General features: G+C 40.7%; 24 protein-coding genes and 1 tRNA gene. 20 read left to right on the forward strand and 5 right to left on the reverse strand.

The features are described 5' to 3' along the window. Window positions 1-35 precede the first annotated feature (35 nt). Window positions 36-278: a hypothetical protein gene (locus tag GWK08_RS06060; RefSeq protein WP_163605998.1), complete on the reverse strand. Its 243-nt coding sequence runs from the start codon at window positions 276-278 to the stop codon at window positions 36-38. Window positions 279-499: 221 nt separating this feature from the next. On the opposite strand from GWK08_RS06060, the gene GWK08_RS06065 reads away from it, so the two are divergent. Together GWK08_RS06065 and GWK08_RS06070 are read left to right on the forward strand one after the other, a co-directional pair. Then, window positions 500-2,206: an AraC family transcriptional regulator gene (locus tag GWK08_RS06065; RefSeq protein ID WP_163605999.1), complete on the forward strand. Its 1,707-nt coding sequence runs from the start codon at window positions 500-502 to the stop codon at window positions 2,204-2,206. 95 nt (window positions 2,207-2,301) lie between these two features. Further along, complete coding sequence (locus tag GWK08_RS06070) at window positions 2,302-2,541, forward strand: hypothetical protein (protein WP_163606000.1); 240 nt, start codon at window positions 2,302-2,304, stop codon at window positions 2,539-2,541. A 338-nt stretch (window positions 2,542-2,879) separates the two neighbouring features. Here GWK08_RS06070 and GWK08_RS06075 read toward each other — a convergent pair whose 3' ends face one another. After that, window positions 2,880-3,125: a hypothetical protein gene (locus GWK08_RS06075; RefSeq protein WP_163606001.1), complete on the reverse strand. Its 246-nt coding sequence runs from the start codon at window positions 3,123-3,125 to the stop codon at window positions 2,880-2,882. A 295-nt stretch (window positions 3,126-3,420) separates the two neighbouring features. Between GWK08_RS06075 and GWK08_RS06080 the strand changes: the two genes are divergently transcribed. The 10 genes from GWK08_RS06080 (at window position 3,421) to GWK08_RS06125 (ending at window position 15,510) form a co-directional block, all read left to right on the forward strand. After that, on the forward strand, window positions 3,421-5,109 hold the full coding sequence (locus GWK08_RS06080) for a helix-turn-helix domain-containing protein (protein WP_163606002.1): 1,689 nt from the start codon (window positions 3,421-3,423) through the stop codon (window positions 5,107-5,109). 114 nt (window positions 5,110-5,223) lie between these two features. Then, entirely contained in the window at window positions 5,224-5,484 is a 261-nt protein-coding gene (locus GWK08_RS06085; RefSeq protein WP_163606003.1) for a hypothetical protein, read from the forward strand. Window positions 5,485-5,600: 116 nt separating this feature from the next. Next, on the forward strand, window positions 5,601-6,695 hold the full coding sequence (locus GWK08_RS06090) for an amidohydrolase family protein (protein ID WP_163606004.1): 1,095 nt from the start codon (window positions 5,601-5,603) through the stop codon (window positions 6,693-6,695). Window positions 6,696-6,735: 40 nt separating this feature from the next. After that, complete coding sequence (locus GWK08_RS06095) at window positions 6,736-8,901, forward strand: M3 family metallopeptidase (RefSeq protein ID WP_163606005.1); 2,166 nt, start codon at window positions 6,736-6,738, stop codon at window positions 8,899-8,901. 137 nt (window positions 8,902-9,038) lie between these two features. Then, on the forward strand, window positions 9,039-10,343 hold the full coding sequence (locus GWK08_RS06100; RefSeq protein ID WP_163606006.1) for a DUF1566 domain-containing protein: 1,305 nt from the start codon (window positions 9,039-9,041) through the stop codon (window positions 10,341-10,343). A 36-nt stretch (window positions 10,344-10,379) separates the two neighbouring features. Further along, the gene (locus GWK08_RS06105) at window positions 10,380-10,934 is read left to right on the forward strand and encodes an RNA polymerase sigma factor (protein WP_163606007.1); all 555 of its coding nucleotides are present in this window, start codon (window positions 10,380-10,382) and stop codon (window positions 10,932-10,934) included. After that, window positions 10,931-12,253 carry a porin family protein gene (locus GWK08_RS06110; protein WP_163606008.1) on the forward strand — a complete coding sequence of 441 codons (1,323 nt, stop codon included), beginning with the start codon at window positions 10,931-10,933 and terminating at the stop codon, window positions 12,251-12,253. Before GWK08_RS06105 ends, GWK08_RS06110 begins: the two co-directional genes overlap by 4 nt. Window positions 12,254-12,479: 226 nt before the next feature. Next, window positions 12,480-13,445 carry a pyridoxal-phosphate dependent enzyme gene (locus tag GWK08_RS06115; protein ID WP_163606009.1) on the forward strand — a complete coding sequence of 322 codons (966 nt, stop codon included), beginning with the start codon at window positions 12,480-12,482 and terminating at the stop codon, window positions 13,443-13,445. Next, entirely contained in the window at window positions 13,429-14,379 is a 951-nt protein-coding gene (locus GWK08_RS06120) for a Rossmann-fold NAD(P)-binding domain-containing protein (protein ID WP_163606010.1), read from the forward strand. Before GWK08_RS06115 ends, GWK08_RS06120 begins: the two co-directional genes overlap by 17 nt. A gap of 12 nt (window positions 14,380-14,391) precedes the next feature. After that, window positions 14,392-15,510 carry an aminotransferase class I/II-fold pyridoxal phosphate-dependent enzyme gene (locus GWK08_RS06125; protein ID WP_163606011.1) on the forward strand — a complete coding sequence of 373 codons (1,119 nt, stop codon included), beginning with the start codon at window positions 14,392-14,394 and terminating at the stop codon, window positions 15,508-15,510. A gap of 444 nt (window positions 15,511-15,954) precedes the next feature. Here the strand turns inward: GWK08_RS06125 and GWK08_RS06130 are convergent. Both GWK08_RS06130 and GWK08_RS06135 read right to left on the reverse strand, forming a co-directional pair. Then, a tRNA-Arg gene (locus GWK08_RS06130) sits at window positions 15,955-16,026 on the reverse strand. A gap of 49 nt (window positions 16,027-16,075) precedes the next feature. Continuing rightward, complete coding sequence (locus GWK08_RS06135; protein WP_163606012.1) at window positions 16,076-17,473, reverse strand: hypothetical protein; 1,398 nt, start codon at window positions 17,471-17,473, stop codon at window positions 16,076-16,078. A 92-nt stretch (window positions 17,474-17,565) separates the two neighbouring features. Between GWK08_RS06135 and GWK08_RS06140 the strand changes: the two genes are divergently transcribed. The 7 genes from GWK08_RS06140 to GWK08_RS06170 all read left to right on the forward strand — a co-directional run bounded on the left by GWK08_RS06140 (window position 17,566) and on the right by GWK08_RS06170 (window position 21,829). Continuing rightward, complete coding sequence (locus tag GWK08_RS06140; RefSeq protein WP_163606013.1) at window positions 17,566-17,928, forward strand: VOC family protein; 363 nt, start codon at window positions 17,566-17,568, stop codon at window positions 17,926-17,928. A gap of 61 nt (window positions 17,929-17,989) precedes the next feature. Beyond that, entirely contained in the window at window positions 17,990-18,658 is a 669-nt protein-coding gene (locus GWK08_RS06145; protein WP_163606014.1) for a DUF2461 domain-containing protein, read from the forward strand. Further along, window positions 18,658-19,020 carry a TfoX/Sxy family protein gene (locus tag GWK08_RS06150; protein WP_163606015.1) on the forward strand — a complete coding sequence of 121 codons (363 nt, stop codon included), beginning with the start codon at window positions 18,658-18,660 and terminating at the stop codon, window positions 19,018-19,020. The genes GWK08_RS06145 and GWK08_RS06150 overlap by 1 nt, the downstream gene beginning before the upstream one ends. A gap of 48 nt (window positions 19,021-19,068) precedes the next feature. Continuing rightward, on the forward strand, window positions 19,069-19,887 hold the full coding sequence (locus tag GWK08_RS06155; protein WP_163606016.1) for a LytR/AlgR family response regulator transcription factor: 819 nt from the start codon (window positions 19,069-19,071) through the stop codon (window positions 19,885-19,887). 111 nt (window positions 19,888-19,998) lie between these two features. Then, window positions 19,999-20,379 (forward strand): DoxX family protein, encoded by a 381-nt coding sequence (locus GWK08_RS06160; protein ID WP_163606017.1) that lies wholly within the window; start codon window positions 19,999-20,001, stop codon window positions 20,377-20,379. Between the two features lie 36 nt (window positions 20,380-20,415). Then, window positions 20,416-21,426 carry a hypothetical protein gene (locus GWK08_RS06165; RefSeq protein WP_163606018.1) on the forward strand — a complete coding sequence of 337 codons (1,011 nt, stop codon included), beginning with the start codon at window positions 20,416-20,418 and terminating at the stop codon, window positions 21,424-21,426. A gap of 31 nt (window positions 21,427-21,457) precedes the next feature. Next, the gene (locus GWK08_RS06170) at window positions 21,458-21,829 is read left to right on the forward strand and encodes a VOC family protein (protein ID WP_163606019.1); all 372 of its coding nucleotides are present in this window, start codon (window positions 21,458-21,460) and stop codon (window positions 21,827-21,829) included. 63 nt (window positions 21,830-21,892) lie between these two features. Here the strand turns inward: GWK08_RS06170 and GWK08_RS06175 are convergent, their stop codons facing one another. Continuing rightward, window positions 21,893-23,764 carry an Ig-like domain-containing protein gene (locus GWK08_RS06175; protein WP_163606020.1) on the reverse strand — a complete coding sequence of 624 codons (1,872 nt, stop codon included), beginning with the start codon at window positions 23,762-23,764 and terminating at the stop codon, window positions 21,893-21,895. A gap of 363 nt (window positions 23,765-24,127) precedes the next feature. Between GWK08_RS06175 and GWK08_RS06180 the strand changes: the two genes are divergently transcribed. Continuing rightward, window positions 24,128-24,529 carry a hypothetical protein gene (locus GWK08_RS06180; RefSeq protein WP_163606021.1) on the forward strand — a complete coding sequence of 134 codons (402 nt, stop codon included), beginning with the start codon at window positions 24,128-24,130 and terminating at the stop codon, window positions 24,527-24,529. Window positions 24,530-24,560 lie beyond the last annotated feature (31 nt).

A 24,560-nucleotide genomic window follows, 5' to 3' on the forward strand; every position in this document is an offset into this window, starting at 1 on the left:
CAAGGGAAGGCTATTTATTTTTTAGACGATCCTTCCTAACAGAATTGTATCGTAAGAGGACCACATTCAACACTTACACATCCGAATATGGTTCCACCTCCACATCCTTCGGTAGGATTTTCAACACATGGTAAACAGGCAGAAACTCCTGTTGGTTCCAAACAGGCCGGATCATGGCTGTTTTCAGGAAGTTCGCTTCCTCCTTTTACTCTTTCCTGACTAAAACTTGAAATGGTCTTTTTGTTAAGGGATAAGCCCTTTAATTTGTTTTTTTTCATAACTCAAAAGTTTAATAGTTAATTGAAATTTTCTGAAATTCACCGGTAAATGTAGCGTGTAGGAAAAGTACTGGTCAAGTACAAAAGATCGATATTCCGGAATATCGACTCCGCAATTCAGGGAATTACGACACTTATCTTATTAACTAATGGGAAAGAAAACTTCATCAGGTTTCAGCTTAATTTTTTATATATATTAGTAATCTTAACCGTTGACTAAAATGAGAGTTTTTACATTTTCCTTTTATATCTTTCTGTTTATCTCTTTTTGCACCAATACAGATATTAACGCTCAAACTTCCTTTAAAATCCCTGATTCTTTAAGAGGAAAAACTTATGAAGAATTAGAAAAAGTGATTGTGAATTCAGGTTATAATTTTTCTCTTTCAGGAGTTCATGCAAAGTCTTATTTACAAAAAGCAAAAATTGATAGAGATTCAGCACATCTTGCCACAGCCTATCGTAATTTAGCTTATCTGTTAAAGGAAGATGAGGTACGACTTCTCTATTTGGACAGTCTAATCCTGATAACAAAAAAAAGAAATGATTCCATTTATACTGCGCAAGGATATGTGTTTAAAGGTGGTGTCTATTACGGGAATCAGAATTTTAAAAATGCCCTGGACAATTATCTTGAAGCAAATTCATACGTCGGTAATAAAAATGCATTTTTACAGAATCAGATCAGATTTAATATTGGATTGCTTAAAAATGATCTGGGAGAATACGAGGAAGCTCTCGAACATTTCAGGGAATATTTTTCCTATGCTCTAAAGAATGAAGAAAACAAATTCAATTATTACAATTCTCTCTTCGCTTTATCCACAGTTTTCCGGAATCTTAAAGAGGTGGATTCTGCATTCTATTACAACGATATAGCTCTTAAAAAGGTCCTTCCCGGTGAAAAAGGATACTGGTATTATCAGTTTACTTTTAACGGGGCCAAAAATGAATATCTCAAAGGGAATTACGAAAACACCATCGAATATCTCAATGAGGTTCTTCCCTTTTTTGAGAAGGGAGGAGATGATACAGAATTGTTACTTCTTTATTCCTATCTCGGAAAAGCATTCTATCAATTAAAAAATAATGAAGAGGGAATATATTACCTTAAGAAAGCAGCTAGCATATTTGAAAAAAATCGGAAAATAGCACCAGAGATAAGAGATGGTTATGAGATGCTAATCAATTATTACAAGGAAAAGAACGATTACCAAAACCAGTTGGTTTATATTGATCAGCTTATGAGTTTTGACAGTATTCTGCAAAATAATTACCGGTATTTGTCAAAAAACATTATTACGAAATACGATACCGCCAAACTGATTTCGGAAAAAGACGATATCATCAGTACTTTACAATCTCAAAAGCGTATATCTTTTATTAAGAACAATGTTCTGAGTATTTTACTCTTCCTTGCAATTCTCCTGATCATTTATCTGTACTACAGAAGGCTCATTTATCAAAAGCGTTTTGAAAAATTTATGCGGGAGCAAAAAAATCCCCCGAAACCTCAAAAAACGATCTCCAGGCAGCGTATTGAAGTGCCAAAGGATATCGTTGATGACATTCTTAAGGGGTTGCAGATGTTTGAGGACAAACACGCTTTTACAGATCAGCAAATTACTTTGAGCAAACTGGCCAAAAAACTAAATACAAACACCAAGTATTTATCACAGGTGATCAATTTCAGTGAACGCAAAAGCTTTATTTCTTATATCAACGATTTGAGAATAGCACATGCCATAAGCCGTTTGCAAACCGATCGAACATTTAAGAACTATACCATAAAATCTATCGCACATGAAGTAGGTTTTAATCATCCCGAGACTTTTGCCAAAGCTTTTTATAAATATTCCGGGGTATATCCTTCTTTTTTTATCAAACAACTCAACAAAAAAGCAAGTTCAATGAGTAAAACGGGTTAAAAACACCCATTATTCGCTGAATTCCGATATATACCTATCTATTTTTCAAGGGTTTTACTTCTACAGATCATACATTTATAACAAAACTAAGTTATATGAAAAAAGCAAAAAACCTAAGAGTATTAAAGTTGAGAAAAGTAAGTATTGCCAAAATGAATTATGTTTTTGGCGGAACCGGAGAGCCTTCGGGAATAACTATTGACGATCCCGGTTGTAATACAGAGACACAAACAGGAGAAACAGGTACAGGTGGTCCTACATCATTAACTAAAGCTGCCACTGCACTGAACACTTGTATAGGAGATTGTAACAGTACGCTTTGTAACGAAAATTAAACTTTCATTAGATATCTATTCACAAGAGAACAGGCAGAAACTCTCCGCCTGTTCTTTGTTTGAAGATATACTATCTTCTCGTTCTCATTACCCACTTTTTTAGCACTGAGTTACACCTGGCTCTGTATGTCCTGTACAGGCAGCATAAAATGTAAATTCGCATAAATGCTCGTCCTGACTTAAACAAGTGTCATTTGTTTCACAGTTTAAAGTAAAGCCACTTCCACCTTTGATATTCGATGATTTCAAGTTGGAAATAGTTCTTTTACTAAGATTCAATTTCGAAGCTAATTTTCTTCTTTTCATAATGTAAAATTTATAATTTAAAGTTATTAATATTAACATCCGGTTACTCCCACATCTGTGATCCCTGTACAAGCGGCGTAAAATGTGAATTCGCACAGATGTTCATCATGACTTAAACAATCCTGCTCTGTAACACAACCTGCAAAGGTATTATTACATTGACCCGTACAATTCTGATCGTTGGTGTTCCCTGTTCCCCCTTTGATTGTGGAAGACTCAAAATTGGAAATGGTTCGCTTTCCCAAACTCAGTTTCAAGTTTACCTTTCTTTTTTTCATTTTAATTTAAAGTTATTGGGTTAATACTATTTAACAACCTGATAGATTCAAGTTTGAAATAAAAGTAGCGCCGTAAAAACTTACAAGTCAACCCTGATTAATCGGATTTCTGGAAAACAGATCGGGAAATTCGCGGAAAACAGACTTCTATTTTGTTAAATTAGACCTTTCGCTCTCTAATACACATCTTTCTGTATATCAAATAATTAACATCTGATTTTATTTTGTTTTATCTGTACTTCTGTTTTGTGTAGTTATTTTAAAACACTAGCTTGCTGTATCTATCTATAAAAAAATGCGTGAGTTTTTTACACTTCTTGGAATTGCCTTTTATTCCTGTTTCTCATTTTCTGTACAAGCCCAGACCGAAGGCTCTTTTAAAATACCTGATTCTTTAAGAGCTAAGAATTCTAGAGAATTAAAAAGCATTATTTATAAGCTTCACCGAAATGATGCTAACAGAGAAAACTATATCAGATATTATATAGAGAAAGCCAAAGAAGAAAAAGACACTTTCGAATTAACTATAGCCTATCATTTCATGGCAAGTTCAAAAGAAGAAGATCGTGAAAAGCATATTTATTTAGACAGCCTTATTGCAGTTTCAAAATCTAGAAAAGATTCTATCTATCCTCAAATAGCCCATTTGTATAAGGGGAGTATGTATCATCAAAAAACAGATTATAAGAAAGCTATCGATCAATATATTTTGGCTTATACATATGCTTCAGAAAAGAATCAAACAAATATTCTGGATCAGATTACTTTCAATATCGGTTTATTAAAAAGCGGAATAGAAGAATACAGAGATGCTCTGAACGACTTCATGAAATACCACGAATCCATTACTAAAAATGATACAACAAATAATTCTTATGCGCATTTTGCCTCTCTGTATCAAATTTCGAAAGCATATAGAGATCTAAATCTCAATGATTCTGCAACTTTTTACAATAAGCTTGGAGTTTTGGCATCTTCCAAAACCAAAGGAGAATGGTATCATCAGTTTATTTTAAATGAAGGAATTAATGAATTTCATAAAAAAGAGTATCAAGCGGCAATAGACAGTATCTCCAAAGCAATTCCGTTTTTTTCCGATCCAAAACGCGATTTCGAATTAATGATCATATACTCATACCTGGGGAAATCGAATTATGAATTAGGCTTTAAGGAAAAGGCAGTAGGTTATCTAAAAGAATCTATAGATATCTTTAATAAGATTCGATATGTTATTCCTGAAATCCGAGATGATTATAACACGATCATAGATTATTACAGAGGCAAAAAAGATTATGAAAATCATATTAAATATGTAGATTATTTATCCGTATTTGACAGTATTTTGAAAAGTGATTATAAGTATTTGACAAAAAAAATAATTGCCAAATATGAAACAGCCAAACTACAACAACAAAAAAAACTGTTATTGCAAAAAGTAGAAAGTCAAGAAAGGACTAACTTACTCAGAAATATTGTTTTTTCAGTTCTTTTATTGATCGCTCTTTTAATCATTTTTTATTTTTTCAACAGACAACAAGTTTATAAAAAACGTTTCGAAAGGTTTATGAAGGAGCAAAAAAGTACGATCCATAAATCTTCAATAACGGAATCCCGGCAACATATAGAAGTCCCCAGGGAAATTGCCGATAATATCCTTACCGGCCTGAATTCTTTTGAGGAAAACCTAAAATATTGTGATCAGCATATTACACTGGGTAGCCTGGCAAAAAAGCTGAATACCAATACCAAATATCTGTCCATGGTCATTAATCATATTGAAGGTAAAAGCTTCAGGGCCTATATAAACGATCTAAGGATACAACATACCATAGACAGGCTTCAGACCGATCGTTTCTTCCGCAAATATGCCGTAAAATCTATAGCAAATGAGGTAGGCTTTAACAATCCGGAAACTTTTTCCAAAGCCTTTTACCGCTTTACCGGCCTCTACCCTTCTTTTTTTATAAAACAGCTGGAAAAGTAGGTCTGATTTCTGTTAAAAAACAACTGGTATTTCCGTGAAAACAGACTTCTATTAAAAGAAGCAATGCTGTATCAATTACAATAAATTCTACTTTTAATACCCAAACAAAAAAGTATGAGAAAGCCGAAAAAATTTAAAAGACTACAATTAAACAAGGTTAATATAGCACACTTTGATAAGATAAAAGGAGGGAATCTAACTATTCAAACATGCTTTCCTGCCTGTCCTACCGAAGAAACAGAAACTTGTGATTGCGAAGCAGAGACTCAACCTGTAACCATGTGTAACTCAATTGATGTATGTAATACTACCATTCAACCGGCAAGTAAAAACAATACATGTGACGCTACCTGTCCTGGTCCGGGCCCTATTTAATGGTTTATGTCCTTTCTTTTTAGCAAGTGCCAAATAGCGAATTAAGATTTTTTTAAACATTTTAATGAAGTGATTAGCATATCTTTAGTGCTTGAACAAATAATCACTTTTACAAAATGAAATCATCTCTATCCTTATTCCTGGCGGTTATCGGGTTTTCTGCATCGGTAACTGCTCAGAGTGTAAGCTTTGAAGAATACGATCCGCCATCCACTCTTGTGGTGCCGGGTAAAGAAATCAAAAAAGCCAAATTCCCTTTTATTGATGTTCACAACCACCAGTTCAGGATGCCTTCACAAAATCTTGGCGAACTGATCTCCGAAATGGATAAACTCAATATGGCGGTAATGGTTAACCTGTCCGGAAGAGGGCGCGGTTCTACCGAGCACCTGAGCGGAGCTTTAAATAATGTAAAGACCAATTATCCGAACAGATTTATCGTATTCACCAATATAGACCTCAACGGAATTGATGACCCCAACTGGACGGAGAGAACCGTAAAGCAACTGGAGGATGATGTAAAAATGGGGGCTAACGGACTTAAGATCTATAAAAGCCAGGGGATGGATTCGAGAGATAGTAATGGAAAACGGATCAAAATTGACGATCCGAGGATAGGTCCTGTGTGGGAGAAATGTGGAGAATTGGGGATCCCGGTTCTTATCCACGCTGCAGATCCCAAATCCTTCTGGGATCCTCACGACAATAAAAATGAGCGCTGGCTGGAGCTTAAATTAAGGCCAAGAAGAAAACGCGAAGACGCTACTACAGCTCCCTGGGCAACGATCATTAATGAACAGCACAATATCTTCAGAAGGCATAGGAACACCAAGTTTATCAATGCCCATTTAGGTTGGTTTGCTAACGATCTGGGAACCCTGGCAAAACTGATGGATGAGATCCCGAATATGTATGCCGAGATAGGAGCGGTTATTGCCGAACTGGGAAGACAGCCGCGCTTTGCCAAAGCCTTTCTCACTAAATATCAGGACAGGATCATGTTTGGTAAGGATTCCTGGAATCCCAAGGAATACTACACCTATTTCAGAGTACTGGAATCCGATGACGAGTATTTTCCATACTACAAAAGGTATCATGCTTTCTGGAGGATGTACGGACTCGACCTGAGCGATGAGGTCCTTAAAAAGATCTATTACAAGAATGCCCTCAAAGTCATTCCAAATATAGATTCAAGTCTTTTTCCGAGATAGATAAGTACTTTTACAAACAGAATACTAAATTCATATTATAATGAACTCAATAACTCACCAATCTGTTGCAAACAGCCTGAAGTCTGTCGGTCTTTGTGCCCTATTTCTTCTGAGCAGTTGTAACAAAGAAAAAAATACGGATGTGAAAGAAATCACAGATAATGTTCTACTCCAGGAATGGACCGGGCCCTACGGAGGGATTCCGGCATTCGATAAAATGGATGTAAACGAAGTGACCGAAGCTGTAGAGATCGGGATGCAGGTAAATCTCGATGAAATAGATGCCATTGCCAATAATACGGAGGCGCCTACTTTTGAGAATACTATCGAAGCCATGGAAAGAGCCGGGCAGGATCTGGGCCGTGTGTTTACCTATTACGGCATCCTTAGCAGTAATATGTCTTCTCCCGAATTCAGGGAGATCCAGCGTGAACTGGCACCGAAGCTTTCGGAGTTCAATTCGAAGATCTCACAGAATAAGAAACTCTTCGAAAGAGTTAAAGCCGTTTATGACAATTCTCTTAAAAACCCGTTAGATGAAGACCAGCAACGCGTGGTTCAGCTAACCTATGAAGGTTTTGCAATGAACGGAGCCGAATTAAATGAAGAAGACAAAGCCCGTTATGCAGAGATCAATAAAGAACTCTCCAGTCTTTACACCAGTTTTTCCAATAACGTCCTTGCCGATGAGGAAGGTTATGTGACCTATCTGACGGAAGATCAGCTGGGAGGTCTGCCTGAATCATTTGTTAAAGCGGCTGCCAAGGCGGCTTCAGATCGCGGAGAGGAAGGTAAGTACGCTGTTACCAATACGCGTTCCTCCATGGATCCTTTTCTCACCTACTCTACCGAAAGAGGGTTAAGAGAAAAAGTGTGGAAAAACTACTATTCCCGTGGAGATAATGCCGATGAGCACGATAACAACGAGATCATTTCCAAGATCCTTAAACTAAGGAATGAGCGTGTAGCCCTTCTCGGATATGACGATTATGCTACCTGGAGATTGCAGAACAGGATGGCCAAAAATCCTGGGCGCGCCATGGAGCTTATGAATGCCGTATGGCCGGCAGCAATTGCAAGGGTAAAAGAAGAAGTAGCCGATATGCAGGCCGTAGCAGACAAAAATGGCGATAATATTACCATAGAACCATGGGATTACCGTTACTATGCAGAAAAAGTGCGACAAAGTAAGTATGATCTCGATTCTGATGAGGTAAAGCAATATCTTCAACTGGACAAGCTTACGCAAGCCCTGTTCTTTACAGCGGGAGAGCTGTTTAATTTCGATTTCAAACCTGTTCCCGAAGGAAGTGTTCCGGTATTCCAGGAAGACGTAAAGGTTTGGGAGGTTACCGATAAGACAACAGGAGAACATATAGGTCTATGGTACCTGGATCCTTTCGCCAGAAAAGGAAAACGCTCGGGAGCCTGGGCAACTACTTATAGAAGTCACACTACTTTCGACGGAAAGAAAACCGTACTTTCATCCAACAACTCGAATTTTATCAAGCCTGCACCGGGAGAGCCCGTATTGGTTTCCTGGGATGATGCCGAGACATTTTTCCATGAGTTCGGGCATGCACTGCACTTCCTTTCTTCCAATGTAAAATATCCTACATTGAACGGAGGGGTTCGCGATTATACCGAATTCCAGTCGCAGTTACTGGAGCGCTGGTTATCTACGGATGAAGTGATCAATCAGTTCCTGGTTCATCATGAAACCGGAGAAGTAATCCCTAAGGAACTGGTAGCCAAGATCAAGAAAGCTTCTACCTTTAACCAGGGGTTTGCAACTACAGAATACCTGGCTTCCGCTCTGGTAGATATGATGTATCACACCAGTGATCCGGGAAATATGGATCCTGATCTTTTTGAAAAAGAATCGCTGGCCAAACTGAATATGCCTAAAGAAATCGTGATGAGACACCGTTCCCCACATTTCGGACATGTATTTTCGGGAGAAGGATATGCCGCAGCCTATTACGGTTATATGTGGGCAGATGTACTTACTTCAGATGCTGCAGAGGCTTTTAAGGAAGCTCCGGGAGGTTTCTACGATAAGGAGGTAGCTGCCAAACTGGTAAAATACCTCTTCGCACCACGAAACTCTTTGGATCCTGCAGAAGCCTATAGAAAATTCAGAGGACGCGACGCTAAGATCGATGCTCTGATGAGAGACAGAGGTTTCCCTGTTCCTTCAGAATAATCAAAACTCAAATAAATATAAGAACCTCCTGATAAGCGATATCGGGAGGTTTTTCTTTATAGATATAATTTTTTCTTCAAAGACGCAACCATTTTAAAATTACAAGACTTTCTAGTAAACGTCCTAAAACTTTTAAAATGAAAACTTTGATCAATTCCGGGATACTTTTCCTGTTTATGCTATGCTTTTTTAGTTGCAACGAAGAACTTATAGACATTGCAGATCCACCTCCGCAAGAGTTGATAGAGGTAAACTCTCCTCTCTTTACCGAGTTGTCTGAAATGGTAAATACAGTAAGAACAGATCAGGAAAGGGAATTTCCGTGCCTTAACTTTATCTATTCCTTTGCCATTTATATCTATGATTCCGAACAGGATTTCCAGCGCCTGGAAATAATCAGGAATAGGGAGAATTTCAGTACTGTTCTGCAAAGTCTTGGTGAAAATGAACATCTCGGGATCAATTATCCCATTAGCGGTACTTTAAAAGACGGTACATCTTTCAGTATTGAAAACAACACCGATCTTCAACTGGCGCTTAATAACTGTACCTCCGAGAATATTAAGGAATTACTAGGAAATTCACCTTCATCGAGTCCGTGTATATGGATAGTTCAGGCCTCAGAAGATGGCGACAACACTTATGAAGGTGCAATTTTCGAACTGGATCTGGATAGAGGTTTAGCTCATTTTTACCATAACGGAATTCAATATGAAGCTACCTGGACCATATTCTTTGTAAGTGGAGAAAGCGAGAATCCCCTGGAAACAAAATTTAGGGTAAACCTCCATATTAATGATGACGGGCAAATAGCCGAGGACTGGAATTTCGACTGGATCATATCTGATACGAGCGAAGGTGTTTTTGAATTGACCAATGAAGAAAATATAATTGTCCTGAATAAACAGTGCGAGTATGAGATCGGGGATATAGGCCCGGCCGGCGGGATAGTTTTTTACGATAAAGGTGAGTTTACCGATGGATGGAGATATCTTCAGGCTGCTCCCGAAGATTTTAGCAATGCCCAGTGGGGATGCTACGGATCTGCGATTACCGACGCAAGACTGACCGATATTGGTTCCGGCTTTGATAATACGTCCGCCATTGCTTTGTTTCATAACAATTTACAGGGATTTGATGAGAATCCGGAACTATGCAGTCAGCAAAACGACGGAAGCGTTGCCGCATGGATCTGTCTCAACTTCGAGAATAACGGAATAAGAAGAGGATGGTTTTTACCCAGTAGTGAAGAAGCTATGCTGATGTATGAGAATTTACACCTGAACGGAATTGGAAATTTTGAAAAGGCTCTATACTGGACATCTACGGAAGAAGATGAATGGAGCGCTATAAGTATCAATTTCAGCAACGGAAACCCGGATGTTTCGGATAAGACAATATCAACGGAACTAACAGGAGTGAGAGGAGTTCGCTATTTTTAGCGATATTAAAAACAACCTAATAAGATTTTATTTTAATTGAACTTAGAGGATTTAATTAAAAAATGTAGAAATAATGACCGCAAAGCACAGGAGAGGCTCTATCTCCTCTATAAGGATGCGCTCTTTATCCTGTGCTTAAAATATTGTCGGAATATTGAGGAAGCAGAGGATAATTTGCAGGATGCATTTTTGATAATTCTGAAGAACATAAAAAAGTACAAAGGAAAAGGTTCTTTTGAAGGGTGGTTAAAACGGATCACCATAAACAGAGCCATAGACAGGTATAAAAAACAGCCCCATAATCAGGTTCTGGATGAAAGATTTCCCGAAACAGAGGATACAATGATCGAAGAAGGAGAAATGAACCTCTCTATGAATAAGCTACTCGAACTTATTCAGGGCTTACCTGACCGGTACCGGCTTGTCTTCAGTTTATACGAACTAGACAACTATCAGCACAGCGAGATCGCCCGGATGTTGTCTATCTCGGAAGGAACATCAAAATCAAATTTGCATCGGGCCAAGATCCTTTTAAAAAAGCAGATAAAAGAACAAGAGAGTGATCTCAAAAAGAAATCTATGCAATCATGAAAGGAGGAAAGAAAGATATAGGAAGAGCGGTAAAGGAAAGGTTGTCTGACGTACATCTTTCTCCTAAGGAGAGCGTATGGGATAATATTGAAAAAGAACTGGATAAAAAGCGTAAGCGGCGTTTTCTTATATGGCTGTTCCCTGCAGCCGGTTTACTGATATTCCTGGCTGTTTTTGCATTATGGCCGGAAGAACAGATCCCTTCTCAGGAGGGAGAACCCATTAATACAGAGCATATCTCTTCCGAAGAAATGCAGAGCATCAGGGAAAAAACAACGCCTGCCGATAGCGACATCGTAACGGATAAAGATAGCCCGGAAGAAAGCATAATGGCCGATAAGGATCCGGCAGCTAAAAACCCGCAACTTATCAGCAGCTCCGAAAACAGGAGAACTACCGGAAGATCACTATCCTCAAAAGACAGGAATGCCCATAAAGACGACAACAGTTTTAAAAGGGATGAAAACCCGGATACCAATGCGACTACTGATACACAGGAAACGGCCAAAAAACAAAAACTGACTGTGGTAGAAACCGAGGAAAAAGATTCCCTGGTTGAGAAAACACCGGTAAAACCCGGAAAAAAGAAAAGAAAACCTGTTGCCAAGGCAAAAGAAGACGTAAAGAAAGAAGAAGAAAAAGAAGAGAAATTCCACATCACTTTTTATGCTGCACCCACCGTTCTCAATCCTCTGACCAAAAGATCGATCCTTCATGAGAATCTGGACAATAATTCGCAGCAGAATGAGATAGCCCTGAGTTATGGGGGTTATCTGAAGTTTAATCTGAGCAATAAATTCGGATTGCGATTTGGTGCCGGTCTTTTAAATCTTAAGACCACAACCAATAATGTAGCTGTGCTCAATGAAGGAGGTACTCCGGCAGATATTCTTGGCCTTTCCATTTCGGCTGTTCCGGGAAGAAACAATGCGGAAATAGCGAATTTCTTTAATGGAAACCCTGTTGATCTGCGTCAGGAGATAGCCTATCTGGAGATCCCGGTAGAATTCTACTACCTCCTGATAAATAAAAAAATAAAACTGGATGCCATCGGAGGTTTTGGCCTTTTATTCCTTACAGAGAACAGCATTTATGCAGAAGGAGCTAACGGAAGCCTGTTGCTGGGAGAGGCAGATAATCTTTCCAAAGCCAGCGTCAGTATTAATCTTGGTGTAGGCTTGCATTACGATATTTCGGAAAGGATCAGGTTTAACCTCGAGCCTATTTTTAAGTATCAGATAAAAGCCAGGGATAATAGTCCGAACACGGCCAATTTATATAGTTTCGGGATCTATACAGGTTTCTCGTTTAAGTTCTGACGGCACTAATATTTGATAATGAAGCTTTTAAAACTTTGCTCATTTTTATATATTTGTTACAGAAGAAGTAATGCAACCTCGGGTTGCTCGCTTATTTTTTAACTTAAGGAAGAAATTGGAAAAATAAGCGAACCTCTTACGGAAGACCTCCGTATACCTTAAAAACGTTTTATGTTTTCGGGTGTACGGAGGTTTTTTTGTTCCCCGATCCAAAAGAAATTCAATTATGATAACCATTGAAGAAGTAAACAAGGCATATGAAAATATCCGGGCAGATATCCGGAGAACATCGCTGGAATTCTCTCCCGAACTAAGCAGGATCTCCGGAGCAGAAGTATACCTTAAAATGGAGCAGCTGCAATTAACAGGTTCCTTTAAAATTCGCGGAGTACTCAATAAGATACGCAGTATCGAAACCGCAGATTTCAATAAGACCTTTGTAGCCGCCTCTACCGGAAATCATGCAGCAGCCTTTGCCTATGCTTCAGATCGCTTTAACTTTAAAGGAGATCTTTTCCTTCCTGAAAAAACTAGTGAAGCCAAGATCAGGGCCATAGAAAAATATGCAGTAAAAAAGATCTTTTACGGCCGGAACAGTATGGAAACCGAAGCAAAAGCAACTTCGCATGCACAGGAGATAAACGGGATCCTGATACACCCTTACAACGATATCCATATTATTTGCGGACAGGGTACCATAGGAGTGGAAATTAAGGAACAATTACCCGAACTCGATACCGTTTTAGCCCCGATTGGCGGAGGTGGGCTGATCTCCGGCCTGTGTGCTTATTTCCAGGATGATAAAACAGTTAATGTTATTGGGTGTCAACCCGCAAATGCCGATGAGATGTATGCATCGGTAAAAGAAGGTCATATCGTTTCTCCGAGTACCCTGGATACTATTTCGGATGCCACTGCCGGAGGGATCGAAGAGAATGCCCTTACCTATGATATCTGCAAAAAAATGCTTTCGGGTTTTGAGATCATTGAAGAAGAAGCCATTAAAAAAGCAGTAGCTTTTATAGTAAAATATCATCAGACGCTTGTAGAACCGGCTTCTGCCCTGCCTGTAGCTGCACTTTTAAACAGCAAAAACTACAAAGGGAAAAAAGTGGTACTCGTACTGACAGGAAAAAAGATAAACACCTCATTGCTCACTCAAATACTAGTTGAATATGGTAATTATTATTAAAAAAGAAGATATCCTCAAGGCAGTTGAAAAAGTGGATGTGGTAGCAGCCATGGAAGAGGGATTTATACAATACAGTAAAGGAAACACTGTGGTACCTCCGGTCGGGGAATTGCTTTTTGAAGAGCCCCGGGGTGAAGCCCATATTAAGTACGGCTATATTAAAAAAGACGATTTCTACTGTATTAAAATAGCTTCGGGCTTTTACGACAATCCCAAACTGGGGATCTCCTCCAGCCAGGGCCTGATGCTTTTGTTTGATCAGAAAACCGGGCAGCCGGCGGCAGTCCTTCTGGATGAGGGTGTGCTTACCGATATTCGAACAGCTGCTGCAGGAGCTTTGGCAGCCAGGTACTTTGCTCCCCGGGATCCCGAAAGTATCGGGATTATCGGAACGGGGATCCAGGCCAGGCTACAACTGGAATTCCTTTTAAAACAGACAGATTGCAGATCGGTTTGGATATGGGGAAGGAATGAAGAGAACAGCAAACACTTTAAAGAAGAAATGGGAAAGGGCGTAGAAATACACATTGCCCGAAGCCCTTCTGAGGTTGCTCAAAACACCCGATTGATCGTCACCACTACTCCCTCGGAAACACCTCTTCTTTTTGCCGACGATATCCGGCCGGGAACTCATATTACTGCAATAGGTTCGGATACTTCCCATAAACAGGAACTGGAAAGTGCTCTGCTCCAGAAAGCAGATATCCTTATTGCCGACAGCAAGTCGCAAAGCAAAAGCCGGGGTGAGATCTTCAGGGCTGTAAAAGACGGCCTGATAGATGAAGAAAAAGCTGTGGAACTGGGGAATGCTATTCTAAATCCGGACCTGAGAAGAAAAAAGGAAGATCAGATCAGTATAGCAGATCTTACCGGAGTGGCTGTCCAGGATATTATGATCGCCACTGCCGTATATAAAAACTTTATAAACAACTGAAAATTAAAACATATGAATATCCCGATTTTTGAACTGGAAAGAGTACAGTCCTTATTTGAAAATACAGTCGATTATAACCTGACAGAAAGCGGTTTTCATCCTTATACCCTTTCCGAACTACTGGATAAGGATCAGATAGAAACCTTAACCAATACCGTTTTAGGGTACGGGCAGACCAATGGTTCCATTCCGCTGCGAAAAAGGATCAGTGCCATCTATGAGGGTATTAATGAAGAGAATGTATTGGTAACCAACGGCTCCTCCGAAGCCAATTTCGTAGCCTGCCATACCCTGCTGGAAAAAGGAGATGAGGTAGTGATGATGATCCCCAATTATATGCAGATCTGGGGATTGGTACAGGAGATGGGATGTACTCCCAAGGCATTCCACCTGAAAGAAGAAAACAACTGGGCTCCCGATCTGGACGAGCTGAGATCTATGGTAGGCCCTAAAACAAAGATGATCGCTATTTGCAACCCTAACAATCCTACGGGCTATACTCTGACCGATGAGGAAATGCAGGAAATCATTGCTATTGCCAAAAGTGTTGATGCCTGGATATACAGCGATGAAGTATACAGGGGAGCAGAACTGAACGGTAAGGTCATTCCCAGTTTTGTAGGGATGTACGATAAAGTTATGGCCTGTGGTGGCCTTTCCAAGGCTTATGCCCTACCCGGTTTGCGTCTGGGCTGGCTGATCGGGCCTGAAAAACTCACTGCCGATACCTGGGCCTATCACGATTATACCTCCATTACTGCCGGAGTACTGAGTCACTATGTGGGAGAAATAGCTTTACAGCCTCAGAAGAGAATGGAGATCCTGAACAGGAACAGGGCCATGCTTAATGAGAACCTGATAGCGGTCAGGGAATGGCTGGATCAGTACGGAGATCTGTTCGAATACATCATTCCCAAAGCCGGGGGAATGTTATTTGTAAAATACAATCTGGACATCAATTCTACCGAACTGGCCGATTGGCTCCGAAAGGAAAAGAGTGTATTTATTGTGGCCGGCGACTGCTACGGAATGGATAATTATTTCAGAATAGGTATAGGCGAACGCAAAGAGTATATCCTTTCCGGCCTTGAACGTATAAAAGAAGCATTAAAAGAACGTTTCGGACTATAAAAAGAAAAGATTATCAATAAAAAAGACCTGTTTAGAGCAGGTCTTTTTTTTATTTTTTTTGTAGCCCCGGCAAGAATCACTTCGACAATGCTCAGCACAGGCTTCGATTCCAGGCCCTGCCTTTCTACGCTCACGCGCAGTTGCCACGTCTACTTTGTAGCCCCGGCAAGAATCACTTCGACAACGCTCAGCACAGGCTTCGATTCAGGCTCTGCCTTTCTGTGCTCACGCGCAGTTGCCACGTCTACTTTGTAGCCCCGGCAAGAATTACTTCGACAATGCTCAGCACAGGCTTCGATTCAAGACCATGTCTTTCTGCGCTCACGCGCAGTTGCCACGTCTACTTTGTAGCCCCGGCAAGAATCACTTCGACAATGCTCAGCACAGGCTTCGATTCCAGGCCATGCCTTTCTGCGCTCACGCACAGTTGCCACGTCTACTTTGTAGCCCCGGCAAGAATCGAACTTGCATCTAAAGTTTAGGAAACTTCTATTCTATCCATTGAACTACGGGGCCATTGATATGACGCCTGCAAAATTAAAAAAACTTAGAGAAAAGAAAATATTTATCCCTCCAATTTCCCCTTTATCCAGAGATTAAAATCAATATAACCCAGGATCTCTTTCGGAATAGGATCTTCCACCAGGTCTTTTTCCAGCTTTTTAAAAGCCTCTTGTTTTTCCTTCGATGGATACCCTACTGTTTTCGATAAAAAATACAATAGTTTTTTCTCGTAGGAAGCTATGTTTTTTTGATTTTTAAGATATCTTTTCATCGCATCTATCAGGTGTCGTATCACAAAAACATTCTCGCGTTCGTAATGCAGCAATAAATTAAGCCAGTACGTATAACGTATCAGATCCTTCCGGTCGTTCCTGCTGTGATGATTCAGAATATGATTTACCCATTTTAAGCAAAATCTATGGTCCCCTTTAAGGAAATAGAGATAGGCAAACTGAAACCGGAAAGACAACCAGTAATTATGCGGGATCAGATCTTTATGGTCTTCGGTAAAAGTCCGGATCTCGGCAATGATCTCTTCAAAAATATCAACCCTTTTCAGATCCCTGCATATCTCCAGCTCAATATTGTAGAGGCGTAATTTTTCCTTTATCAAGGCAGCGGAGACCGGGCGAATGCCTGAGCTTTGCCTTTTTAATTTCCGGATCCGCTCCGTGGCAATTTCATAGGAACCTTCAAACAGAAGAAAAGCAATATACGTATTACACACAGAGAAATAGGTAATAAAATATTCCCGGAACAATATGGGTTCGGACTCCCATTCTTCCAGGATATCCCCGATGATCCTTTTTGCTTCCTTACTATTACCCAAACTCAGCTGTTTCCTGAATAAATAGAGCATCTCAAGGGTTTTATTGTGCAGGGAAGTGCTGCTCTTATGAGTGAGAGAGAACTTTCCCGGATCTATGTTGGCCAGCAACAATTCAATATAATCTGTAGTAGATTCCAGGGCCTTTTTCTGCTCGCTTACGATATCTTTCATCCGCTCAAAGTCCTGGGGATGCAAAGCCTGATGTACTTTTCGTTTCCAGTCCTGAATATGGAACAACCAGAGATGATGCTGAAAAAGCTCCGCCTTTTTTTCCGCACGCTTTAACTCGCTTTCACATAGAGTGTACAAACCTTTGTGAAACAGGATCTCAATATTTCTGATAATATCCAGCAATTCGGCATTGACAGAAATACGCGAATGATAATTACGAAGGGAAAGCAGGATCCTGTTCTTTAAATAATTCTTTATAGTTGTTAGCTGAAGTACAAACTTCCTGTTCCTGAACATTTCCTTTATCTCCTCTTCGTCATAGGTCGATTGAGCTTCAATAGCCTGGAAAAGTGCCAGGTATTCCGCTTCACTCACTCCCGCAACATCCAGCTTGAAATATCGCTTTTCACTCTTACTAAGCGATTTGATCAGATAGAAAAGTTCTTCTTTTTTCTTCATTTCAGAAACCTATGTTTTTTCAAAAATAAAATTTTTTGAGCTTTCCTCATCCTATATCTTTGAGTTATCAATAATCAAAAAATCAATATGTTATGTCAAACGCAATTAACTGGTTCGAAATACCGAGCACTAACTTTGAAAGAGCAGTAAAATTCTATAGTCAATTACTGGATGCCGAATTACAACTTATGGAAGCCGATTTTCAGATGGCATTTTTGCCGTACAAAGACGGTGGAGTAGGCGGATGTGTAACTCACGGAAATGGGAACAAGCCTTGTCAGGAAGGGACTTTTGCCTATCTGAACGGAGGTGATGACCTCTCTGTACCCTTATCCAGAGTAGAAAAAGCAGGCGGAAAGGTGCTTATGCCCAAAACCTCTATAGGGGAGAACGGATATATGGCCATCTTTCTGGATACCGAAGGAAACCGGGTAGCCTTCCACTCTATGGGTTAAGTCAAAATAAATCAGGCCTGCTTAGCCGGGCCTGGTCGTTTTCATTAAAATCCGGATCCATATGAGTTATTTCACCGAAGACTATACAGCTTTTTTTAAAGAACTGGCAGGGAACAACCACAAAGACTGGTTCCATCAGCATAAGAAAAGATATGAGGCAAGTGTCAAAAACCCTTTCCAGGCTTTTGTTGGTAGGCTTATTGAAGAAATTGCCCGTTATGATAAGGCATTGCATATAGAAGCCAAAGACTGTATCCTACGTATCAACAGAGATATCCGTTTTTCTAAAGACAAATCCCCCTATAACCTGCATTGTACGGCTTTTGTTTCCTATGGAGGAAGGAAAGACAAGAGTATTCCCGGTATCTTTCTCAGATTCTCTCCGGAGATGGTAGGGATTATGGGAGGGTGCTTTGCCCCGTCCAAAGAACAATTGCATAAAATACGAACCGCTATCGGTTCAGACGTCAAGGGCTTCAGGGCACTTATCGAGAACAAGGATTTTGTAAAGGATTTTGGGGAGATCAGAGGAGAAAAGATAAAACGTATTCCCAAAGAGTTCCAGGCTGCCTTTGAGAAGGAGCCGCTCATAGCCAATAAGCAGTTTTACTTTATGAGTGAAAGGGAACCGGAGCTTATAACCAGGGAAGATCTGCTGGAGGAAATGATGGGATATTGGCAGAAAATGCGACCTTTAAATAATTTTTTAATCAACGCAATACAATCGTAATGGCTTATAACGAATATGTAGCAGACCGGATCCGGCAGTTCCTGAATGAAAAAAAGGCTCCCTTTTATGAAAAGAAAATGATGGGTGGTGTGTGTTTTATGGTGGATGATAAAATGTGTTGCGGGACTCATTTCGACAAAAAAAGGGAAACAGACCTCATCATGGCACGTATCGGGGAAGTAGCTTCTATGGAAGCCTCAAACAGGAAGGGGTGCCTACCTATGGATTTTACCGGAAGACCCATGAAAGGTTTTGTTTTTATCGGCCCGGAAGGTTTTGATCTGGACGAAGACCTGGAGTACTGGCTACAATTATGCCTGGACTTTAACCCTTTTGCCAAAAAAAGTAAGAAGAGAAAATAACGACTTATTTTCCTTAAATTTAAGGATACCAAAACAAGGAAAATTCCAATGGTATCAAATCTTAAAATGCATTTTAGCTGGTCGCAGATCAATCTGACCAGAAAACAGGAGCAATTTCTTATGGGGATAGCGGTTGGGATACTTCTTATCCTGAGTATTTTTACGCTAAAACCTTTTGGGATCCGCTTTAAAGGCGGGGATACAGGTTTTCGCTTGTTGCTTCTGGCTTATGCACTAGCAACATCTGCAGTACTTCTTTGTAATGAAATGCTGGTAAAGAACATCCTGCTTCCGAAGTTCCGCTTCCGGAAATGGAGCGGATCCTCTGTTTTTCTCTGGTATTTCTATCAGATGGCTTCCGTCCTTATCGTCTGTTTTCTCATTTTTTCCCTGAATTCCTATTCGTCAAGACTTCCCGCTGACCTGACCGTTTTTATGATCGGGCTTCGCATGGTGGCTTTCCTGCTGGCACCTTTAATGATCCTGGTGTCTTTTACCATCAGGAAACTGTTTCCGTTAGATGATCTCATCACCTTAAAGTCATCCGATAAAAGCAGTGACTTTCAGATCCTGCCTGCAGAACTCTTCTTTATTGAATGCCAGGATAATTACGCAGCCATCTATTATACCGAAGGCGATGACAATCATCTGAGAAAAAAACTGATCCGGTCTACCATGAGTGCCCTGGAGGAGCAATTATCTAATGCTGATATCCGGAAATGTCACCGGTCATTCATTGTGAATCCGCTTCATATTCAAGCGGTAAAAGGAAACAAAAAACAAATGCGACTGGTTTTGAAAAATACAGATCGTATTATTCCCGTTTCCAGAAAACACAGTGATTTTTTCGAAAAACTCAGGAAATAAGAGGGCCATTTATCCCAAAACAGCCCTGTTCTCCCCAAACAACTTTTATCCTTTTCTCCTTTAATACCTGCCCTCTACATTTGAATAGACAGAATTCAAAATTACAATCTGATGAACAAATTCCTCACTATTCTCAAATGGACCCTGATCGTTTTAATGGCCTTGTTGTTTTTAAGTTCGGCATATCCTAAGATCCTTCCGAATACTGCTATGATCAATCGTTTTGAAGCATGGGGTTATCAGAAATGGTTCCTTCAATTTATCGGCATCGCAGAATTACTGGGAACCGTACTTCTGTGCATTCCCAGGTTCTCTTTTTACGGTGCTCTTACGTTAATTGCTGTCATGATCGGAGCCGTATACACTCATCTCAGTACCGGTATCGGGAGCCCCGGTTTCGCCATTATTACTATGATATTACTGGCACTTATAGCCTTTTTATGGAAGAAGGAAACACTGCTAAGGCCCAACAGTAACAAAAAACTTTCCTGATCATCTTTATAGTAAATCAACCAACTGTAAAGCACTATGAAAACGATAACAGAAATTCGTGCCCTTCTTATTTTTTGTCTTATTACCTTTTGTTTTCCGGTGGAAGTAAATGCCCAGGAAAAGAAATACACTTTTCACTACGAAGACATTGAGAATTTCCGAATTGCCTATGAAGCCATTCAGTCGGGTTCGGATGCTGTTGAAGAGATCCGGAAATACTTCGGTAAGGCCAGTCCCGGGATGAAGGGATGGCTGGACATCTACGGCCTGAAACCGGAAAGGCTTGCAAAAGAAGTAGTGAACAGGCCTAAATTTTATAAAAACCTCCTCCATACAGATAAGGAAATACGAAAGTATGAAAAGACCATCTCCGAAGCTTATACCCGTTTACTGGAATTCCCTCCGTTAAAGGGTCAGACCATTTTACCTACCTATTATTTCATTCTCTGGAGTGGCGGCGGATCTGTCAGGCCGGCCGGGTCCATGATATCGGTCGATTATTTCGGGTTAAGTGATACCATTGATCCTTCGGAATTCCCGGAAGGTATTTTCCCAAAAGGCAGAATACCGCTTGTATCGCTAAAAAATATCCCCCATGTCTCACTTCATGAGATGGTTCATTGGTTTCAACGTCATTTCCAGGGGCTCGACAACTATGTATCCATATATCGCAATAAGGAACAAAGTACACTTCTGGCCTATGCCATCCGCGAAGGCGGGGCAGAAATGATAACCCGTGTACTAACCGAATTGGAAGATACCAAAAGAAATGATTTCGGAAGAAAACACGAACAGGAAATATGGGAAGCTTTTAAACCCGATATGTTTAAAAATGTTGACGAAGCCAGAGGGTGGTTTTCCGGAGCTTTTCCCGACAAAAGAGAATGGCCTTTCCAGATCGGATACTATATGGGGCTGGAGATAACACAGTACTATTATGAGCAGGCTAGAGATAAAGAAGCGGCCCTGGAGGAAATATTCAATGCATACAAACCGGAGCAATTCAGGAAATTTATTGATGTATATTCCAAAAAGTTTGAAGATTGAGTTTTAAATTTGATATCTCAACACTCAAAATATGGATAAGAGCAATTTCAGGATCGAAGGCTTGACGGTAGCTGTAGATCATATGGATAAAATGGTCGGTTTTTACTCCGGGGTTTTTAATGTTGAATTTCAAAAGAAAGAGCTATACGGTTCTACTCTCTTTTCCGGAGAATGGTGCGGATTTCAATTGTTATTCTGCCCCGCTCAACTGGCAGGTATCGACGTAAATCGCAATCGCCAGCAATTCGATATTGTGGTAAACAAACTTGAAGAACTGGTCCAGGCCGCTTTAGATTCGGGCGGAAAAATTCTCCAGGAAATAACTGTTCAGGAAGGCTTTCGCACAGCTGCGGTTTTTGACCCGGACGGCAACAGTATTGTCCTCAAAGAATATACAAAATAGAAAAACCTGCCTTCCCCTTTTAGAGGTTAGCAGGTTCCTAAACAAGCTTATAAAAAGGCAAGTTTAATTACATGTTCCTATGGTCTTCCACCAGTGTTCTCCGCTTCCCGGAGTTACCCAAAGTGGTCCTGTCTGTGCTTCGTAAATGGTTCCCTGGTACACCACTCTGTCTCCCTGATTGTATATGGTCGGATAGGGTTCCCAGGCTGCTATTCCGTCGCAGGAACCTCCTCCTCCGCCACCTCCCGAAGAGGTAACACTGACCGATACGGAAGATGAAGTTGTCGAATCTCCGGCATCGTCGGTTGCCACAGCAGTTAAGGAATGATTCCCTACAGCCGCATTCGTCCAGTTATAGGCATAAGGTGCTGTTGTATCTTCTCCAAGTTTTACACCATTGGCAAAGAACTCTACCCTGGTTACATTTCCATCACTATCGGATGCAGATGCAGTAATGTTGATGGCATCCCCTTCCGTAAATGAAGCATTAGCTACCGGAGCACTTATAGAAACCGAAGGAGCAGCATTGCTTCCGCCTCCGCCTCCGCTTCCATCGCAATCCTGTACAAATTCCCATGGATTTCCGTTCCCCAGGCTTTGGGGAGGAATATTGTTCTGTGTCCACCATTTGGCGCGGTATAATCTGTTCTCATAAATAGCTTCCTGTCCGCCTGTATAAGCCGTAGCTGAATCCCATTGCGGTGCACCATCACATCCTGTGCCGTTTCCTCCGCCACCGGAGCCACCTCCACCACCGCCTCCGTTATATGGAGACTCGGGATAATTTTCCGCATTGGCAATCGCGGTTTGTTTTGAAACACCGCCTAAAACCTGGCTTCCCACATACATATAACCGTAAGCAGAAGAACCACCTCCCTGAAGAAGCAATTGCCAGATCATAAGTCCGTCCGTACTGCTTTGTGCTGCAATATGAGAGGAAAGATCGGCTATATTATCATAGGTATAGGTATAATAAGGTCCCCAGGGCTCATTGGGAAAATGAGTTCCTGCAGCCAGCGTAAACCCGTATTGATCTGCATAATACTTATAGGAATCATACATAATGCTTCTCCTGCTGGCAGCACCGGAATTATATCCCTGATAGGCAATAAGGTCTATCTTATCTCCCACCGCTTCCATTACCGGGATCATATGTCCTGTTGATGTAAATCCGAAAAGGCTGATAGCTTCATTGGGAGATGTGGCATTAAACAAATTAGCATCGGATTCGCCGGTTACCTGATTTCTTTTGCTGTAGGCAAAAGGTGAAGCCGGGTCGTCATTGTTCACACCTCCCAGAGCTCCCACTCCTGCAGGTGCACAGGCAATGATATATTCTCCCTTGGGCATGATAGCCCTGGAGTTATTAAAGAAATCAATAAAACGCTGAACGTTTATCGGATCTCCGATGGTCTGGAAACCTCCGTTCGGCTCAAAATCCCAGTCAATCCCGTCAAAGCCCATATCGTCTACAAGATCCTTGATCTGCTGATATTCTATATTATAAGCACTGGGAGATCCCCAGTAAGTTTCTCCTCCGATAGACAGGATCACTTTGATCCCCTTCGATTTCAGGGCAGCCACAGAGCCTTTTAAGGTAGCTCCGCCATAGGGGGTTTGTATCCCGGTACCGCTAATGTCTAAAGATCCTTTCTGATATCTCAGGTCGGGTCTTGCAAAAGCCAGGAATACATGATTTACGTGAGTCGGAATATCCCTTAGCCTGGAGCCGTTATCTCCGGAGGTCCAGGTTTCCGACCAGGAAGGGAAATAACCCAGAATAATAGGATCGGTACTCTGAATAGTGGTCGTTGACTCAATCTGTTGGAGTTCCTCCTGACCAATAGTTTCCAGTTCCGAAATACTTTCCTTATTACAGCCAACCAGCAACACGGGCAGCAACACATAAGCAAGCAGCTTTTCTAAATTTTTCATGTTCATCTAAATTTTGGTTAATACACTGAAATTTAGTCAGGTATTGGGTTGATGACCGGAAAATTTATCTCAACAACACCGGATCGCATACTAACGACAAAATGTGCTCGATTTAAGGAGTAAGGGCAAATTTAAATTACGGGTTTTCAATCACTTAACAATGTAATTCCCTCAATGGTTTTTTTTAAAATATACGGGAAGCAGCTGTTTTTAGTTCTCATTATACCGCTTTGAGACAAATCTAACCCTCCTGTTTATACACATCCCCGGGCATATCCTCTAAATTTATTCACAGGCAGAAATTTTACTGTTCCTGCTTTAAAGCAAAAGCATTCATTTTCAACCCTTAACCAATAAACAATTATGAAATATCTATTTACTTTATTATTTTTAGCGATGTCCGCCTCAGGTTTCGCTCAGGAAAAAACCCTGGAAGGCGAATGGACAGGACACTATCAGACTTTGAGAGCATTCGAAGGCAAACTCAAAATACAGGTGTCTAAAGAAGGATCTAAATGGAACCTAAGCGTAATCTCCTCCAATGAACACTACCCTCAGGAAGAACAGGAAACACTGGAAAGTTTTCTGGTTGATGGGAATACTATTATCTGGTCTATAAACTGGGGGCCGAATAATGTAACCTTCAGAGGGCATTTAAAAGATGACCACTTTATGGTTGGTACTATTGAAGGAAAACAAAACGATATAGGAGTGAGTTTCGGAGGGCAGTGGATAGCAGTGCGAAAATCGGCCAGAAGAAGGTAAAACTTCCCTGCTTCCCTCAACCGTCCGAAAT

The organism is Leptobacterium flavescens, from assembly GCF_010671605.1.
GTDB lineage: Bacteria > Bacteroidota > Bacteroidia > Flavobacteriales > Flavobacteriaceae > Leptobacterium > Leptobacterium flavescens.

Bases quoted from the DNA above. Each gene is read 5' to 3' on its own strand.
- GWK08_RS06060 (WP_163605998.1), bottom strand. From the start codon at position 278: ATGAAAAAAAACAAATTAAAGGGCTTATCCCTTAACAAAAAGACCATT.
- GWK08_RS06065 (WP_163605999.1), top strand. From the start codon at position 500: ATGAGAGTTTTTACATTTTCCTTTTATATCTTTCTGTTTATCTCTTTT.
- GWK08_RS06070 (WP_163606000.1), top strand. From the start codon at position 2,302: ATGAAAAAAGCAAAAAACCTAAGAGTATTAAAGTTGAGAAAAGTAAGT.
- GWK08_RS06075 (WP_163606001.1), bottom strand. From the start codon at position 3,125: ATGAAAAAAAGAAAGGTAAACTTGAAACTGAGTTTGGGAAAGCGAACC.
- GWK08_RS06080 (WP_163606002.1), top strand. From the start codon at position 3,421: ATGCGTGAGTTTTTTACACTTCTTGGAATTGCCTTTTATTCCTGTTTC.
- GWK08_RS06085 (WP_163606003.1), top strand. From the start codon at position 5,224: ATGAGAAAGCCGAAAAAATTTAAAAGACTACAATTAAACAAGGTTAAT.
- GWK08_RS06090 (WP_163606004.1), top strand. From the start codon at position 5,601: ATGAAATCATCTCTATCCTTATTCCTGGCGGTTATCGGGTTTTCTGCA.
- GWK08_RS06095 (WP_163606005.1), top strand. From the start codon at position 6,736: ATGAACTCAATAACTCACCAATCTGTTGCAAACAGCCTGAAGTCTGTC.
- GWK08_RS06100 (WP_163606006.1), top strand. From the start codon at position 9,039: ATGAAAACTTTGATCAATTCCGGGATACTTTTCCTGTTTATGCTATGC.
- GWK08_RS06110 (WP_163606008.1), top strand. From the start codon at position 10,931: ATGAAAGGAGGAAAGAAAGATATAGGAAGAGCGGTAAAGGAAAGGTTG.
- GWK08_RS06115 (WP_163606009.1), top strand. From the start codon at position 12,480: ATGATAACCATTGAAGAAGTAAACAAGGCATATGAAAATATCCGGGCA.
- GWK08_RS06120 (WP_163606010.1), top strand. From the start codon at position 13,429: ATGGTAATTATTATTAAAAAAGAAGATATCCTCAAGGCAGTTGAAAAA.
- GWK08_RS06125 (WP_163606011.1), top strand. From the start codon at position 14,392: ATGAATATCCCGATTTTTGAACTGGAAAGAGTACAGTCCTTATTTGAA.
- GWK08_RS06135 (WP_163606012.1), bottom strand. From the start codon at position 17,473: ATGAAGAAAAAAGAAGAACTTTTCTATCTGATCAAATCGCTTAGTAAG.
- GWK08_RS06140 (WP_163606013.1), top strand. From the start codon at position 17,566: ATGTCAAACGCAATTAACTGGTTCGAAATACCGAGCACTAACTTTGAA.
- GWK08_RS06145 (WP_163606014.1), top strand. From the start codon at position 17,990: ATGAGTTATTTCACCGAAGACTATACAGCTTTTTTTAAAGAACTGGCA.
- GWK08_RS06150 (WP_163606015.1), top strand. From the start codon at position 18,658: ATGGCTTATAACGAATATGTAGCAGACCGGATCCGGCAGTTCCTGAAT.
- GWK08_RS06155 (WP_163606016.1), top strand. From the start codon at position 19,069: ATGGTATCAAATCTTAAAATGCATTTTAGCTGGTCGCAGATCAATCTG.
- GWK08_RS06160 (WP_163606017.1), top strand. From the start codon at position 19,999: ATGAACAAATTCCTCACTATTCTCAAATGGACCCTGATCGTTTTAATG.
- GWK08_RS06165 (WP_163606018.1), top strand. From the start codon at position 20,416: ATGAAAACGATAACAGAAATTCGTGCCCTTCTTATTTTTTGTCTTATT.
- GWK08_RS06170 (WP_163606019.1), top strand. From the start codon at position 21,458: ATGGATAAGAGCAATTTCAGGATCGAAGGCTTGACGGTAGCTGTAGAT.
- GWK08_RS06175 (WP_163606020.1), bottom strand. From the start codon at position 23,764: ATGAAAAATTTAGAAAAGCTGCTTGCTTATGTGTTGCTGCCCGTGTTG.
- GWK08_RS06180 (WP_163606021.1), top strand. From the start codon at position 24,128: ATGAAATATCTATTTACTTTATTATTTTTAGCGATGTCCGCCTCAGGT.